Here is a 16,765-nt window from a genome sequence, read left to right on the forward strand (position 1 = left end):
AAGCGAGATAACGATGCCTTCTCTTTTATTGCGCTAACTTCCTGACAAACCGAAGGTTTTCACCTTCTATCACCGCTGGTAACGCTGTGCGTCCCCGGCAGCGGATGCGTACTTTACGGATTCGCTGCCGTCTTGGCAAGGGCTTTTATAAAAAAACTCCAACATTCGTCTATTACCCTAATGTCAGCAACGTCACCCTTCTATATTCCCCTTTCTCTACATTACCCTTTCTATTTAAGTACAGGAATCGCGTCAGGCACTAATGACTCGGTGTTGAGATCAGCAATCGTTCGCGCGCCGGTGAGCGTCATTGCCACCCTCATCTCTTTTTCGAAAAGCTCAAGCAGGTTAGCAACCCCCGCCTCACCTGCTGCTGCCAGCGCATAGATAAAGGCGCGACCGATCAATACTGTATCTGCGCCCATGGCAACCATCCTTACTACATCCAACCCATTACGCACACCAGAATCTGCCAGGATGGCTAAGTCACCCTTAACTGCATCTGCAATAGCAGGCAGAGCACGCGCGGTAGAAGGCACGCCATCTAACTGACGGCCACCGTGATTTGAAACCACAATACCATCAGCCCCAAAGCGGACTGCATCACGGGCATCTTCAGCATCCAATATGCCCTTAATAACCATTGGGCCATCCCATTGCTCACGAATCCAATCCAGATCTTTCCAGGAAATAGAGGGATCAAAGTTATCGCCAAGCCAAGCAATATAATCCTCAAGCTCTGTCGGCTGACCACGATAATCAGACACGTTGCCTAGATCATGCGGGCGACCACGAACACCTACATCCCAAGCCCAAAGAGGATGCAATGCAGCCTGAAGCATACGTTTCATAGGCCCGCTTTTGCCGCTCATACCTGAGTGGGCATCGCGATAACGCGCCCCAGGTACAGGCATATCAACGGTGAAGATTAATGTTTTAACCCCTGCCGCCTTAGCACGCTCAAGCACGTGCTTCATAAAGCCCCGATCCTTCAGTACATAAAGCTGAAACCAAATGGGCCGCTCAACTGCCGACGCCACTTCAGCAATAGGGCATACGGATACCGTCGATAACGTAAATGGTATGCCTTTCTTGGTCGCTGCCCGCGCTGCCTGGACTTCACCACGCCTAGCGTACATGCCGGTTAGCCCCACCGGCGCCAAGGCAAGAGGCATTGCCATCTTTTCGCCAAACAGCTCGGTTTCCAGCGATAGCGACGACATATCCTTTAACACCCGCTGCCGCAACGCGACACCCGCCAGGTCTTCAACATTGCTCCGCAACGTATGCTCTGCGTATGACCCGCCGTCAGCATAGTGAAACAGAAACGGGGGAATACGACGCTTGGCAGCTTGGCGGTAGTCCGTAGGTGATGAAATGATCATGGCAGGCCCTATGCAATAAATAGATGCACTATTTATAAGTACTATCTATACACGGTCATCGAAGCGTTAATGTTAAACGCCGCAAGTAAAATTGGTATTACCAATTTACAGATTGATTAGATGCCACACTAAACAGCCCCTTTCATCATGTCAATTGACAACCCCAACAAAGGCTTTTACCACGCTTATACTTTAGTTACATAAGCAAGAAGTTACTTTCTACCTAATCTCTATGGATAAGCTGAGGTTTATAATTGATGCTTGAGCAAAACATATGAAACTTTTAGAATTGGTATTACCAATTATAGGAGCATGAATTTCATGTCGTATCCGCCCCTTCGCCAACAACGTTTGGCTGATGTAATTACTGAGCGCCTTGAGGCAATGATTCTTGAAGGTAGCCTCAAGCCTGGCCAGCGCCTGCCCCCAGAAAGAGAGCTTGCCGAACGTTTTGGCGTTTCTCGCCCTTCTCTACGCGAAGCTATCCAAAAGCTTGCCGCACGAGGCCTGCTGAATAGCCGCCAAGGGGGCGGTACATTTGTTAATGAAACGCTAAACAGCGGCTACACCGACCCGCTGTTAGAAATGCTTTCACGACACAATGAGTTTCACCTGGATTTACTTGAGTTTCGCGATGCAATGGAGGGAATTTCGGCTTATTACGCAGCATTACGCTCAACACCAGCCGATAAAGCCGTTCTTATCCAACGTTTTGAAGAACTCGACGGCGGGTTTGTAGGCGCCAACCCAGCCCAAGAAGCAAAGCTAGACGCCGCCTTCCACCTCGCTATTGCAGAAGCAGCTCACAACGTATTGCTACTTCACACTATTCGAGGCATTTTTCATTTATTAGAGCAAAGCATCGTTGATAACCTCGCTCATCTTTTTGCAAAGCCAAACTCACGCGCGCAGTTAATGAAGCAGCACCGCGCACTACTGGATGCAATTTTAGAGGGTCGTGCTGAAGACGCCCGCTCCCGAGCACACGAACACCTAGTATATGTTGAGGAAGGTCTTCTCGAAATGGCCAGAGCCGAAACCCGCGCTCAGCGTGCACTGCGTCGTGCGCAGGGCACCAGCAGCACACCTGCATGAAACACTTACTTCGCCTTTCAGACCTACGCTGGCGACTGCTCTGGCTGATAGTGATTTCGCTTGGGCTTATATTTTGCATGTGGCAAGCCGCTCAATTGGCCCGCGAGCAGGCATTATCAAACTTACAAGACGATGCTGAAAACGAGCTGCGGCTTTCTGCCGCCAACCTCAACGGTTACCTACTGCGCTATGATTATTTGCCGCAAATGCTGGCGACCAGGGAAGGCGTACAACGTTTTTTAGATTCCCCAGACAGCCAAGACTCTATGCCACTCAACTTGCTGCTTGATCGTTTTCGTTTTACCTCTGGGGTATCCGATGTTTATTTACTAAACCGTGACGCCGATACCATCGCCGCCAGCAACTGGCACCGCCCCAATACATTTATTGGTCAAAACTACGCGTTCCGCAGCTATTACACCGATGCCATTACTGGGGGGCAAGGGCGTTTCTATGGTTTAGGCGTACAGTCGCTTGAGCGTGGTTACTACTTTTCTGCGCCGGTGTGGCTTGATGATACCTCCCCCGATGCAAAACCCGACGGAGTTATCGTCGTCAAAGTGCTGCTCGACGATGTTGAAGAGAGCTGGGCGGAACAGGATGCTGAGCTGTTTGTTACCGATAGCGATAATATTATTTTCATGGCCAGCCACCCTGAGCTGCGCATGAACGCTCTTTACCCTCTTACTGACAGCCAGCGCGACACTCTACGAGCAACCCGACGCTATGCAATGGAGCCTTTAACGCCTTCAGGTATTCAACTTGAAGCTCCTTACGGGGCTGATAGCTACCTTGTTAGCTTTGCTAGCGGGCCATTAGATGGCGGGCGCTATTTAAGCTTGACGCGCCCCATCCCAGAGTTTGGCTGGCAAATGCATATTTTAAAACCACTAACCCCGGTAGTGAACGCCCAATGGCTTGCAGCACTCATGGCGGGAGGCTTATATGGTGTGGTGACCTTGGGCGGTGGTATTGGTTGGCAACGCTTGCGTTTACGTCGAGAGCGCGAAGCATTTGCAGAGCGCGAACGGCAAACGTTAGCAAGAGTGCGAGATGAGCTAGAGGTTAGCGTAGAACGAAGAACACGTGACTTAGTTGCCAGTAATCAGCGGCTTTCCGATGAAATTGAAGAACGGCGAAGAGCAGAAGCTAATTTGCGCCAAACCCAAGATGAACTGATCCAAGCAGCAAAATTAGCGGTCTTAGGCCAATTGGCTGCGGGTATCAATCACGAGTTAAATCAACCGTTAGCCGCTATTCGCGCTTACGCTGAAAATGGTCGACGGTTTATTGAACTAGCGCGGGTAGATAAAGCGGATGCCAACCTAGCGCAGATTGTTGAGCTTACACAGCGCATGGCCGACATTAGCGCCCAGCTGCGCCAGTTTTCTCGTAAGAGCAGCGAGCGCCAGGAAACAATCTCTGTCCAAGCCTGTATTGAGTACGCACTGCGTTTATTTCAAAGCCGCTTACGAGATGATGGCATCACCGTGGTTCAGCAGTGGCCTGAAGACACACTTTGGGTGGAAGGTGACTTAGTACGCCTGGAGCAAGTGCTGGTAAACCTGATTAGCAACGCGCTACAGGCAATGAAAGAGGTAGCGTCACCCGTACTGACGCTACGGGTAGAAATCGCGCAACAGCAAGTGCTGATCAGCGTTGCCGATAATGGCCCGGGGGTCCCGGAACATCACTTGGGCCAAATTTTCGAACCCTTCTTCACCACGAAAGCACCCGGTAGCGGATTAGGACTAGGACTTTCGATTTCCTCACGTATTATGGAAGATCTGGGCGGCAAGTTGCAGGCAGCAAATCAGCCCACCGGCGGGGCAAGATTCACCGTTACGCTGCCCTGCTCAGCAACACCTAACGTACTGCCGCCGCCTTCAGTCAAGGAGCATAACAACCATGCATGAGCCGTCGACACTGCCGGTCATGGTGATCGACGATGAACCGCACCTGCGTATCACCGCTAGCCAAACACTTGAACTTGCCGGCTACACACCTCACTGCTTTGAATCTGCTGAGCAAGCGCTGGAAGCTCTGCCAGCGAATTTCCCCGGTGTCATTGTTAGCGATATCAGGATGCCAGGAATGGACGGCATGACGCTGTTGAATGAGTTACATAGTCGCGATGCCACACTGCCAATTATTTTAATCACTGGTCACGGTGATATATCGACGGCGGTAGAAGCAATGCGTGCAGGCGCTTGGGATTTTCTGGAAAAACCTTTCGCGGGCGACCAGCTACTTGATGTTGTGAGGCGAGGCATCGAAAAGCGCCAGCTAAGCTTGGAAAATCTGCGTTTAAAAGCTGAACTTGAGGTACAACAAGCCGCTCTTGGGCCTCGTTTAGTTGGCCGTACGGCGGTGATTTCTCGCCTAGCGGCAATGATTCAACGCATCAGCCAAGTAGAAGCTGATGTACTCCTGTTTGGCGAAACCGGCACCGGAAAAGACCTTGTTGCCCGCGCCATTCATGAACGCAGCGCCCGGCGTAATAGCCCGTTCATGGCGATCAACTGCGGCGCGGTGCCAGAAAACACCATAGAGTCAGAGCTGTTTGGCCATGAAAAAGGTGCCTTTACCGGCGCAGTAGAACGGCGAATTGGTAAATTCGAGCATGCCAATGGCGGCACCGTATTCCTGGATGAAATCGAGTCAATGCCATTGGCGCTCCAGGTTAAACTGTTACGCGTCTTGCAAGAGCGTAGTGTCGAGCGCCTTGGGGCCAACGAGACGGTGCCACTCAATATTCGTGTAATTGCTGCCACCAAAGTGGACCTTAAAGCGGCTGCCGAAGAGGGATACTTTCGCGGAGATCTCTACTATCGACTCAACGTGGTCACCCTACCGCTGCCCGCACTGCGCGAACGACGCGAAGACATCCCGCTGTTATTCCAACATTTCGCGGTGATCGCTGCCAACCGTAGTGGCTTAGAAGCCCCCACCCTGGATAGCCCTTCGATTGCTGCCCTGCTGGCTCACGACTGGCCTGGTAATGTTCGTGAACTGCGTAACCTTGCCGAGCGATATGTGCTATTGGGAGCCGCCTTTGACTACCGCTTAGATGCGCTACTAGAAGGGGTCAGTGCCGACACAGAGGAACCCACGCTACCTCGGCAGGTTGAGCTATTTGAAAAGAGCCTAATTAGCCAATCCCTGGCCCGCCACCATGGTAGAGTCACTGACGTGTGCCGCCATCTGGGAATTCCCCGCAAAACCTTCTACGACAAACTCAAAAAACACAGCTTAAGCGCTGACGATTATCGCCATAGCAGCGACCCTTGATGAAGCAATTCAACCAGTACATCCCAGGGCGGTACCCATGGCACTAGCGTTAATAGCGCAATCAGCATAAAGACATTTGATAGCGGACGTCGGCCATCACCCAGCTTCAGCGCGGTTCCAAATGAACGCTTTAGCCGCGCGCCTTCTAGATCCACACTAAAGAGTTCATCAAGACTTAAATGGATAATAAACCCTAACAGTACTGCTGCCCCGTGACACCAGGCCAGCCAAGCCGGCTGTGCCAGTAAATGAAAACTAAGCGCAGCCGTCGCTAACGCACACAACATAGCAGCCATTAGTGAATGCCAAATACCTCGATGAACCGTTAGCCGTGAGAACACCACCGCCGCAAGGTAACGTACGCTAAAGTAGATGCTTCCACAGGCCACTAGCAATAATCCAGGCGTTAACCACGGTTGCAGCAACAGTACACCCAGCACTAGTGAAGGTACTGATAGAAGGTTAAAAATCAAACGAATAGAGCGAGAACGATCTGCATCTATGTCAGGCAAAATACCGCCAAAGGCTACCAAGGCAATAATTAATAGCGCCTGAGTCGCTGGCCACCACTGTGCCTGCCAGCCGACATAAGCCATTAGCACGCCGCCTGCTGCTGCTACCGTAATGTGCGTGCGAAAATTCGCCATAGCGCGGCATCCTGGAAAACTGGATAAATTACCAGATTTTTGGCTGCCGCAACATGACTATTTAAGAAAAAAGAGTGTTAGGCCAACTGCTTAGCGCCTACATTAGAAAATTTACTGAGCAAGGAACTGATCTTTTAACTTAACGTAGTTGCCTGCCGTGTAAGGAAAGAAAGCGCGCTCTTTATCTTTGAGTGGACGCAACGCTTTCGCCGGGTTTCCAGCATAGACATAACCGCTTTCCAAACGTTTGCCTGGTGTAACAACTGCGCCAGCCGCAATAATCACCTCATCCTCGACAACTGCTCCATCCATCACAATCGCCCCCATACCCACCAAAATACGGCTACCCAGCGTACAGCCATGTAAAATCGCTTTATGGCCAATGGTGACATCATCACCAATCGTCAGTGGGAAACCATCAGGATTGAAATCGCTGGCATGGGTAATATGCAGCACGCTGCCATCCTGCACGCTAGTGCGAGCGCCAATGCGAATCCGATGCATATCCCCCCTAATCACGGTCATCGGCCACACCGAACAGTCATCGCCCAGCTCTACATCACCAATCACCACACTGGCGGGGTCGATATAAACCCGTTCACCCAGGCGAGGCGACATACCTTGAAATGGTCGTAGGGCATTGCTCATTGCACACTCCTGTTTAACGCTACTGGATTCAAATATTCAAGGACTATAGCAACCCGCCGAGCAATACAATAAACGTCAGCGGAATCGACACCCAGCGTACAATATTACGCCAGAGTACATAGCCTCTCTCGCCAACACCCAATGCCTGTACAACCTGCGTACGGGGCATCACCCATGCCGCAAAGATAGCAATTAATAGCCCCCCCATAGGCAGAAAAATATCAGGCGGAATACTACTAACTAACTCAAACACATTACGACCAAACAACGGTCTAAAATCGGCGAGGGTAGAAAACGAAAATGCCGAAAGCAGCCCTAACAGCCATACGCTAAGCGCCACGACGGCCGTTGATACACTGCGACGCCAGCCAAGCCCTTGCAACGTTGCCACCATGGGTTCAGCGAGGTTAATCGCTGACGTCCAGGTAGCCAATAAGAGCAGCAAAAAGAACACACTTAACCAAAACGCTCCCCAAGGCAGCTCAGAAAAAGCAATAGGCAGCGTCACAAACATCAACCCAGGACCATCAGCGGGGTCCATACCTTGGGCAAATACCACCGAAAAGATCGCAATCCCTGCTAACAAGGCGACGCTGATATCGAGCATTGCAACTGCAAAAGCGGCTTTCGGTAAGCTCTGCTCATCAGGCATATAAGCCCCATAAGCCATTAGCGCGCAGGCCCCTACGGCAAGGGTAAAAAACGCATGCCCCATAGCATGCAACACCACTGAAGTCGTTACATCGCCAAAAGACGGTAAAAACAACCATGAAAGGGCTGTACCAAATCCGTCGGTGGTCGTGGCATAACCAGCCAGTAGCAACAATAAACCGTACAGCAGCGGCATTAATAGGTTGTTCAACCGCTCTAGGCCTTTGGCAACGCCAGCGGCCACGACTGTCATGGTCATAAATAGGAACAACGAGTGATTAAAAATCAACAGGCCTGGGTTTGCCAGAAACGCCTCGAAACCCGCACCTATTTCTGCGGCACTTGCGCCATCGAAATTTCCGTTTATTGAAGCGACTAAAAACTCAATCGACCAACCTGACACCACCGAGTAAAACGATAAAATACAGAAGACGGTGAATGCTCCAAACAACCCTAACCAACGCCAGTGTCGAGAAGCGCCTGCTTCAACAGCTAGCCTACTCAGTGCTTGCATAGGCCCCCGGCGCCCCGCCCGCCCAATTAAAATCTCGGCCATCATTACAGGGATACCTAACAGAAGTACGAACGCCACATAGATCAATAAAAATGCCGCACCACCGTTCTCGCCTGCAACGTACGGGAAGCGCCAAATATTACCCAACCCAACTGCAGCTCCCGTTACCGCTAAGATGAAGGCTCGCTTTGACCCCCAGCGCTCCAGCGTTTCACTCATCACTTGCTCCTGCCATTGGTGGCACTAGTTGGCGACACTAAAAGTCGGCAAGACTAGCAGGCACTTACGCTTAGGCCAAACCTTGCTATAAGACACACTATTAAGCTTAGACATTGAAACGCAGCCCCACCGCCCGCACTGTGTCATTATTATTGCGTTTTTATGCGCCACTAACGTATTTAAAAACGTTACGAGTTAAAAATTAATGCCTACGAGGTGCCTATGTCCCGCAATCCGTTGCTAGAGCCGCATGAGCTTCCCCCTTTCACTGACATTCGCGCCGAACACGTCGTGCCTGCGGTGGAAGCGCTGCTAAATGAAAGCCGGGAAGTCATCGACCGACTCGCTCAACAGGCCGCTACAGCGCCACCACGTTGGGATAACTTTGCTGCGCCGCTAGAGGCTGTTAATGATCGTCTTTCTCAGGCGTGGTCGCCTATCTCACATCTTAACGGCACGATGAACACCCCCGAACTGCGGGAAGCCTATCAGGCATGTTTAGAAAAGCTCTCAGCGTTTAGCACTTGGATGGGACAGCACGAAGGCCTTTTTAATGGCTGGCAGGCACTTAAGCAGAAAGATAGATGGACGCAGCTAACCCCTGCTCAGCAGCGCACAGTAGATAACGCTTTGCGCGATTTTCGTCTGGCCGGCGTCGATTTGCCCGCTGACAAAAAGACCCGCTACGGTGAGATCCAAGCACGCCTATCAACCTTATCCAACCAGTTTTCTAACAACGTGCTCGATGCTACACAAGCATGGCATAAGGATATTGGTCATCTTGATGAACTTGCCGGTGTGCCGGAAAGTGCGCTCGATACGCTGAAAGCAAACGCCCAAGCTAAAGGTGTCGATGGCTACCGCATTACTCTCGATTTCCCAAGTTTTTTCCCGATTATTAGTTACGCTGATAACCGAGAATTGCGGCGTGAGGTATATACCGCGTTTGTCACCCGTGCTTCCGATCAAGGCCCAGATACGGGGAAGTTCGACAATGCTCCCGTTCTTGAAGAGATACTGGCACTTCGCCAAGAGCTTGCTCATTTACTCGGCTTTCCTACCTACGCTGATTATTCGCTCACGACGAAGATGGCCGACTCTCCCGAACAGGTGCTTGAGTTTCTGAATGACCTCGCTCGCCGCGCCGTCCCGCAGGCCAAGGAAGAAGTCGCAGAGCTCAGCGGCTATGCCCGCGAAGAATTAGGGATTGAAACGCTTGAGCCGTGGGATGTGGCCTATGCCAGCGAAAAACTGCGCGAGGCGCGTCACTCCATCTCACAAGAGCAGCTTCGCCCTTACTTCTCTGCGCCACGGGTGGTGGATGGACTGTTTCAAGTCGTAGAGCGCCTGTATTGCGTTCGAATCGAGGCAGACCTTAAGGCGCCTAGCTATCACAACGATGTTCAGTACTTCCGTATTACTGAACAGGGAAAGCCGATCGCTGGTTTCTACTTGGACCTTTACGCTCGCGAAAGCAAACGTGGTGGTGCGTGGATGGCTGATTGCCGCGTACGCCGCCAAACTGAGAATGGCCTTCAGCTGCCAGTAGCATTTCTAACCTGTAATTTCACCGCCCCAGTTGGCGATAAACCCGCCCTACTGACACATGATGAAGTCACCACGCTGTTTCATGAGTTCGGTCACGGTTTGCATCACATGCTAACCAAACAGGATATCGCCGATATCTCTGGTATTAACGGCGTTGCTTGGGACGCCGTTGAACTGCCCAGCCAATTCATGGAGAACTACTGCTGGGAACGCGAAGGACTAGACCTGCTCGCCAAGCATGTCGATACTGACGAGCCTCTGCCCGCTGATCTGCTAGAGCGTTTACAGGCTGCCAAAAACTTCCAATCAGCCATGGGAATGGTGCGCCAAATAGAGTTTTCATTATTCGATTTGCGCCTGCACCATGAGCTGGAAGCGCCCAGCGCCAGTGATGTTCAAACGCTACTAGATGACGTACGTAGCCATACCTCTGTCGTGCCGACGGTTGACTTTAACCGCTTCCAGAATAGCTTTAGCCATATTTTTGCGGGTGGCTATGCGGCGGGCTATTACAGCTACAAATGGGCGGAAGTGCTCTCTGCTGATGCATGGAGCGCGTTTGAAGAAGCTGGTATTTTTGACCCCATCACTGGTCAACGCTTCCGCGAAGAGATCCTGGAGCCAGGTGGCGTGAGGGATGCAGCGGAGCTATTTCGCGCTTTCCGAGGCCGTGAACCAAGCGTAGAGCCATTGCTGCGCCATAGCGGTATCCGCGCAGCCTGACGTTTATTTTCACCATCACTAAGTGCGGTATCTTTATCGGCTGCCGCACCGTTGGAGCCTCTCATGTCGAGTGTGAAACGCTTTATTGCTGGAGTAACCTGCCCACGCTGCGCAGCCATGGATCGAATTCGCGCCTGGGAGCAAAACAGCATTCGTTACCGGGAATGCGTTAACTGCGACTTTTTCGAGCAGTTGCCGATTGAAGATGAGTCGGCATCAGAGTTGACTACCCGCGTTAATCAAGTACGCGAAGAGCAAAAAACGCAAGATGTGCAACCAGTACGCATTCTCGACCCCGGCAAACCTAAACGTTAACCCCCTATCCTAAGCATTATGCCATCGCTTTTAATTTAAGCCTCCACCACGTTGGAGGCCTTCAACTCCTCACTCCTCACTCCTCACTCCTCACTCCTCACTCCTCACTCCTCACTCCTCAAAGTGTGCGAAAAACCACACATCAAATAGCAAGCAGTGTGCGAAACCCCAGACACTTCGTGCTATTCCTATTTCAACCAAAGTTGAATAAGAAAATTTTAAGCTACTGATTTTAAAAACCAGGCTTTCAACTGGCATGACTATCGCTCTATATAAGCTGCTTAACGATAAAGCCACTGGCAGAACTGATACATGCCAGACGATAATCCCAATAACAGCTTAGGAAATCTCGCCATGCGCAATACGATGCCTAAAACTATCGCACTTCTTGTTGCCGGTAGTGCTTTGCTTGCCGCAGGAACTGCCCATGCAGACCGCTCCGACTGGCCTAATAATTTCACGGTAGGTACCGCAAGCCAAGGCGGCACCTACTTCGTTTATGGCTCAGGCTGGGCTAACTTTATTGCTGATGAGCTGGATGTGTCAGGCGGTGGCGAAGTCACCGGTGGCCCGACTCAAAACTTAGCGCTCGTACACAGTGGTGATATGGCCTTTGGCCTAACGACGATGGGTCCCGCTTCCGACGCTGTTAAAGGGGAAAGCCCGCTGGCACCTGGCCTGAAAATGGACAATGTTTGTGCACTGTTCCCCATGTATGAAACACCGTTCTCCATTGCGGCACTGTCAAGCTCCGGTATTGAATCCATCTCTGATATTCCTGCAGGTGCACGTATCGGTTTCGGCCCAGCAGCTTCCACATCAGACACCTATTTCCCCGCTATTCTCGAAACATTGGGCGTAGAATTTGATCGCCGTAACGGCGGTTGGTCTGACCTAGGTGGCCAGCTACAGGACGGTCTTCTGGATGTTATCGCCTTCGCAGCGGGCATCCCGATCCCAGCCGTTAGCCAACTCGAAGTACAGACCGATGTGAATATCATCGAGTTTACCGAAGAAGAAATGGCCACTGTGCTAGAAAGCTTCCCGGTTGCAGAGTTCACCATCCCGGCTAGCACCTACACAACGCTTGAAGAAGATGCACGCGCTGTGTCTATGTGGAACTTCGCCATTGCAGGCTGTGATCTGCCGGAAGACTTTATCTACGAAGTCACCAAAGCCACAATGGAAAACAATGAGCGTATGCGCTCTGTTCACCGTAGTGCTGAAACTACCATTCCGGAAAATATCGTCCACAACAACGTGCTGCCCTTCCATCCGGGCGCTGCACGCTGGTACGAAGAGAATGGCTACGACATCGCTGATGACATGATCAACTAAGCCAAGCACCTTCTTACGCTGCCCCGTTTTCCGCTGGCCGGACGGGGCAGCGTTCGCTACCGCCTCTTTTCTGCTTTTGCTGTGAGGGTGACCTCTAATGAGTCACAATACCGATCAAGACCCCAACGGCCTCAAGGATGATGCCCAAACTGCTTCATCGATACCTGAGTCAATCGCCGAGGGTGTCGATGAAGAAGTTTTCGAATCCAATCGCCGCTTGTTTGTTGGTTGGCAGTTCTTTTTATTTGCCGCACTGGCGATTGGTTATTCAGGCTTCCACCTGATTTCGCTCAATGTGTACCCGATGGAAACCTGGTCTTTTCGTATCGTGCATATTGCGGGTGCGCTAATTTTAGGTTACGGATTGTTTGCCGGTGCCCGCTTTGCTGAAGATGATCAGCAAGCTTCCCCTGCCTGGCTAAAATGGGTCAGCTATGCACTTCTCGCTCCTGCCCTTTACTCACTTGTTCACGTATTTTTAATGCAGCAGACCCTCAATGGCGGTGCCATGCGCATCGATCCAAGTATTGAGACACTGCATTACGGCTATCCCCTCATTGCCACCACGGCAATTGCCATTGTCCTTTCTTGGTTCTATCGACAGGCGCGCCACCGCTTTAATCCTGCGGACCTCGTGCTAATGGTCTGCGCTATCGCCAGCGCTGCTTACTTATTAATGGCCTTTAATACCAATATGCGTATGTCGACAGGCACTTCGTTTGCTCCTCCCGGCATTTCCTGGGCGGCCATTGCGGGGTCACTGCTGATTCTAGAGCTTACTCGTCGCGTAGCGGGTTTAGCATTGGTGGTTATTTCAGCGGTTTTCTTGGTTTATGTCTTTGCTGGTCAGTATTTACCTGGATTTTTAGGCTACCCAGGCCTGTCTGTTCAACGCTTCTTTAGTCAGGTCTATACCGATGCGGGCATTCTTGGCCCAACAACAGCGGTGTCATCCACCTATATCATTTTGTTTATTATTTTTGCGGCGTTTTTACAGGCTTCTAAAGTAGGTGATTACTTCGTCAACTTTGCGTTTGCAGCCGCTGGCCGTGCCCGTGGCGGCCCGGCGAAAGTATCTATTTTTGCTTCTGGCTTGATGGGAATGATCAACGGCACCTCAGCGGGTAACGTGGTATCGACTGGCTCGCTAACCATCCCCCTAATGAAGAAAGTAGGCTACCCCGCGCGTAGCGCTGGCGCTATTGAAGCAGCAGCATCTACCGGTGGGCAGATTATGCCGCCGATTATGGGTGCGGGCGCCTTTATTATGGCGGAAGTGACGGGCATTCCTTATACAGAAATTGCGATTGCAGCCGTCATTCCGGCTATACTTTACTTTGCTTCTATCTACTTTATGGTGGATTTTGAAGCGGCACGTAAAGGCATGCGCGGCATGCGTAAAGATGAAATTCCGCTATTCTCTAAATTGGTTAAACAAGTCTACCTATTTGCGCCTATTATCATTCTTATTGTCGCTCTCTTTATGGGCTACTCCGTCATTCGTGCCGGTACACTAGCGACAGCCTCAGCGGCAGTTGTCAGCTGGATCTCGCCCAATAAAATGGGCATCCGGGCTATTTTGCGCGCACTCCAACTAGCGGGCACTATGTCGATTCAGATCATCGCCGTATGTGCTTGTGCGGGCCTCATTGTTGGTGTCATTTCACTGACTGGTGTTGGCGCGCGTTTCTCTTCACTGCTGTTAGGCCTTGCCGGAGTTAGCCAATTATTGGCATTGGTCTTTGCGATGTTGATCAGTATTCTGCTTGGCATGGGTATGCCTACGACGGCAGCGTACGCGGTAGCCGCATCAGTAGTGGCTCCCGGCCTTATCAATATTGGCATCGAGCCTCTCGTAGCACACTTCTTCGTGTTCTATTTTGCGGTTGTATCCGCTATTACGCCGCCAGTGGCGTTAGCCTCTTACGCCGCCGCCGGTATTTCTGGGGATAACCCCATGGGTACATCGGTCGCTTCGTTCAAAATTGGTCTTGCTGCGTTTATCGTGCCGTTTATGTTCTTCTACAGCCCAGCCATGCTGATGGAAGGTTCTGCAATGCAGATACTTCGTGTCGGTGTGACCGCAACACTAGGGATCATCTTGCTTTCAGGCATGGTGCAAGCATGGTTCTTTGGGCCGGTAAACACCTTGCAGCGTGTGGTTATGCTGGTTGGCGCTATGTTCATGATTTACGGCGGCATCTACAGTGATATTGCTGGCCTGGCCATTGGCGGAGCGCTGTTCATTATGCAGCGTAAGCAGTATGGCAATAAGGCGACACCCAGTGCCACGTAACGGCGCCCGCTTTTCACTTAACCATTAGCAGTTAAGCCCAACAAAAACGCCCGCTCGAGTGCTATCGAGTGGGCGTTCTTCTTGTTCACCAGGCCAATTTCTTTAAGAGAACACTAGCCTCTCAGGTTATCAACAATTTTTAGCACCGGTGCTGCCTGGTTGAGTGTGTAAAAGTGTAAGCCCGGCGCACCACCATCAAGTAACCGCTCACACAAACGACTAACAACCTCCGTACCAAAGGCGGCAATAGCTTCGCTGTCATCACCATAGGCTTCTAGCTGCTTACGAATCCAACGGGGAATTTCTGCGCCGCAAGCGTCTGAAAAACGCGCCAATTTGGTGTAGTTAGTAATCGGCATAATGCCTGGAATAATCGGCTGCTCCACACCGAGCGCCCGTGCTTTTTCAACAAAGTGAAAGTAAGCATCTGCAGTGAAGAAGTACTGAGTAATTGCCATATTGGCGCCAGCCTTCATCTTACGAGCAAAGTTTTCCATATCCTTATCAAGGCTCGGTGCCTGTGGATGAGACTCTGGGTAGGCAGCTACCGCGATTTCAAAATGGTCGCCTGTCTCTGTACGGATAAACTCAACGAGCTCATTGGCGTAACGCAGTTCGCCGATGCTTGCCATGCCTGATGGCATGTCCCCACGTAGCGCCACTAAGCTGTCTACGCCCTCTTCACGGTACTGCGCCAGCAGGTCGCGCAGCTGGGCTTTTTCACTGCCAATGCAGGAAAGGTGTGGCGCGGTAGTGATTCCGCTCTGGCTAACGGTGCGCACGATATCGCGTGTACGCGCTTGGGTAGAACCACCGGCACCATAAGTGACCGAGAAAAAGCGCGGCTTTCGAGCGGCCAGTTCATCGCGTACGTGTATTAACTTCTCTTTTCCTGCATCGGTATTGGGCGGGAAAAATTCAAAGCTAATACCTAACGGGTGCTCTTGACTGCTCATGGGACTTCCTCGCAAAGCGTTAACATCGTGATAATTTAAGTTATTCTCCTCTTTCTACCGCGTTGGAGCTAATGAAAGATTTCACGATCGGCCTTTAATTCGGCTCATGTTAGCTATTTACAAAACTACTGGGTTACTTAGGCAACTACTGGGCTATTTAAATAACAGCGTCATCATCTAACGATTAGGATTCAGAAATGGATTTAGCACCAAGCGCCTTAATGGGGCCACTAGTAATGTTATTAGGGTTTGTAGGGTTGGGGTGGATCGCTGCACGACGTTTAACGATCGACCCGCGTCCCATCGCCACGCTACTAGTGTACTTGATTGCACCGCTGACCATTTTCCGCGCATTGATGAACGGTGGCCCCACGGCGGGTTATCTGCTGTTAACGCTGGCGCTGTTCATCCTAGTGAGTGCTATGGCGCTGGCTGTCCGCTGGTTTACACAACACCGCTTTGGGCCTCAGGAAGGGGCGCTGTTAGCGTTCTCCTCTGGAACAGGCAACACCGGTTACTTTGGTCTGCCCGTGGCGCTGATTTTACTGCCACCAGAGGGTGTCACGCTGTATCTGTTCTGCATGCTGGGAATTAATCTCTACGAGTTTACGGTGGGATTTTACTTGAGTGCCCGCGGCCACTTTTCCGTGCGCCAAAGTCTAATCAAAATTTCTCGACTGCCACTGATTTATGCGTTTTTGTCTGCACTGCTACTGAGCGCACTCGACGTGACCCTTCCCAGCGCCCTGATGAACTCGCTTGAGGTTTTCCCCGCCACTTACACCCTGCTAGGCATGATGATTATTGGCATGACGCTTAGCCAAGTAACGCTAGCTGCCTGGGACTCCCGCTTTGTTGCCACCTGCGTGGGCTTACGGTATCTACTTTGGCCGTTAGTGATGCTAATCGCCGTTCTATTACTTCAATCCCTAGGGACGCTTACGCCAGAACTCGGTATGGCATTGCTACTGCTAGGCGTGGTGCCTATGGCCTCTAACGTGGTGGTCGTGGCGATGGAGCTGGGCATTCAGCCCCAGAAAGGAGCACTGGCGGTGCTTACCACCACGCTACTAGCGCCTCTGCTAATTCCTTTCTATCTGCACGTCATGCTGCGCCTTACCGGGCTTGGAAGCTTCTAA

13 protein-coding genes are annotated in these 16,765 nt (G+C 51.4%); 8 read left to right on the forward strand and 5 right to left on the reverse strand.

What is annotated here, in order from left to right:
- Nucleotides 1-230 precede the first annotated feature (230 nt).
- A complete protein-coding gene (gene lldD / locus M0220_RS07350) occupies nucleotides 231-1,385 on the reverse strand; it encodes an FMN-dependent L-lactate dehydrogenase LldD (protein ID WP_264019040.1) in 1,155 nt (384 codons plus the stop codon).
- Between the two features lie 321 nt (nucleotides 1,386-1,706).
- Between lldD and M0220_RS07355 the strand changes: the two genes are divergently transcribed.
- The 3 genes from M0220_RS07355 to M0220_RS07365 are packed head-to-tail and all read left to right on the forward strand — an operon-like array spanning nucleotide 1,707 to nucleotide 5,771.
- Nucleotides 1,707-2,480, forward strand: a complete 774-nt coding sequence (locus M0220_RS07355; protein WP_030074335.1) for a GntR family transcriptional regulator — start codon at nucleotides 1,707-1,709, stop codon at nucleotides 2,478-2,480.
- A complete protein-coding gene (locus M0220_RS07360; RefSeq protein ID WP_030074334.1) occupies nucleotides 2,477-4,396 on the forward strand; it encodes a sensor histidine kinase in 1,920 nt (639 codons plus the stop codon). Before M0220_RS07355 ends, M0220_RS07360 begins: the two co-directional genes overlap by 4 nt.
- Nucleotides 4,389-5,771 (forward strand): sigma-54-dependent transcriptional regulator, encoded by a 1,383-nt coding sequence (locus M0220_RS07365; protein WP_264019041.1) that lies wholly within the window; start codon nucleotides 4,389-4,391, stop codon nucleotides 5,769-5,771. The genes M0220_RS07360 and M0220_RS07365 overlap by 8 nt, the downstream gene beginning before the upstream one ends.
- Here the strand turns inward: M0220_RS07365 and M0220_RS07370 are convergent.
- From M0220_RS07370 to M0220_RS07380, 3 genes are all read right to left on the reverse strand, one after another.
- Nucleotides 5,747-6,418 carry a metal-dependent hydrolase gene (locus tag M0220_RS07370; RefSeq protein WP_030074332.1) on the reverse strand — a complete coding sequence of 224 codons (672 nt, stop codon included), beginning with the start codon at nucleotides 6,416-6,418 and terminating at the stop codon, nucleotides 5,747-5,749. The genes M0220_RS07365 and M0220_RS07370 overlap by 25 nt on opposite strands.
- Before the next feature lie 111 nt (nucleotides 6,419-6,529).
- Nucleotides 6,530-7,066, reverse strand: a complete 537-nt coding sequence (locus M0220_RS07375; RefSeq protein WP_264019042.1) for a gamma carbonic anhydrase family protein — start codon at nucleotides 7,064-7,066, stop codon at nucleotides 6,530-6,532.
- Between the two features lie 43 nt (nucleotides 7,067-7,109).
- Entirely contained in the window at nucleotides 7,110-8,450 is a 1,341-nt protein-coding gene (locus tag M0220_RS07380; RefSeq protein WP_030074330.1) for a sodium-dependent transporter, read from the reverse strand.
- Between the two features lie 222 nt (nucleotides 8,451-8,672).
- On the opposite strand from M0220_RS07380, the gene prlC reads away from it, so the two are divergent.
- The 4 genes from prlC to M0220_RS07400 all read left to right on the forward strand — a co-directional run bounded on the left by prlC (nucleotide 8,673) and on the right by M0220_RS07400 (nucleotide 14,670).
- Nucleotides 8,673-10,721, forward strand: coding sequence for an oligopeptidase A (gene prlC, locus M0220_RS07385; RefSeq protein WP_264019043.1), 2,049 nt, complete (start codon nucleotides 8,673-8,675; stop codon nucleotides 10,719-10,721).
- A 63-nt stretch (nucleotides 10,722-10,784) separates the two neighbouring features.
- Nucleotides 10,785-11,036, forward strand: a complete 252-nt coding sequence (locus tag M0220_RS07390) for a YheV family putative zinc ribbon protein (RefSeq protein WP_030074328.1) — start codon at nucleotides 10,785-10,787, stop codon at nucleotides 11,034-11,036.
- Between the two features lie 354 nt (nucleotides 11,037-11,390).
- Complete coding sequence (locus tag M0220_RS07395; protein WP_030074327.1) at nucleotides 11,391-12,374, forward strand: TAXI family TRAP transporter solute-binding subunit; 984 nt, start codon at nucleotides 11,391-11,393, stop codon at nucleotides 12,372-12,374.
- A gap of 97 nt (nucleotides 12,375-12,471) precedes the next feature.
- Entirely contained in the window at nucleotides 12,472-14,670 is a 2,199-nt protein-coding gene (locus M0220_RS07400) for a TRAP transporter permease (RefSeq protein WP_030074326.1), read from the forward strand.
- Nucleotides 14,671-14,783: 113 nt separating this feature from the next.
- Here the strand turns inward: M0220_RS07400 and metF are convergent, their stop codons facing one another.
- Entirely contained in the window at nucleotides 14,784-15,626 is an 843-nt protein-coding gene (gene metF, locus M0220_RS07405) for a methylenetetrahydrofolate reductase [NAD(P)H] (RefSeq protein WP_030074325.1), read from the reverse strand.
- A 197-nt stretch (nucleotides 15,627-15,823) separates the two neighbouring features.
- Between metF and M0220_RS07410 the strand changes: the two genes are divergently transcribed.
- The gene (locus tag M0220_RS07410; protein ID WP_030074324.1) at nucleotides 15,824-16,765 is read left to right on the forward strand and encodes an AEC family transporter; all 942 of its coding nucleotides are present in this window, start codon (nucleotides 15,824-15,826) and stop codon (nucleotides 16,763-16,765) included.

It is taken from the genome of Halomonas qinghailakensis, from assembly GCF_025820815.1.
Classification (GTDB): Bacteria; Pseudomonadota; Gammaproteobacteria; order Pseudomonadales; family Halomonadaceae; genus Vreelandella; species Vreelandella qaidamensis.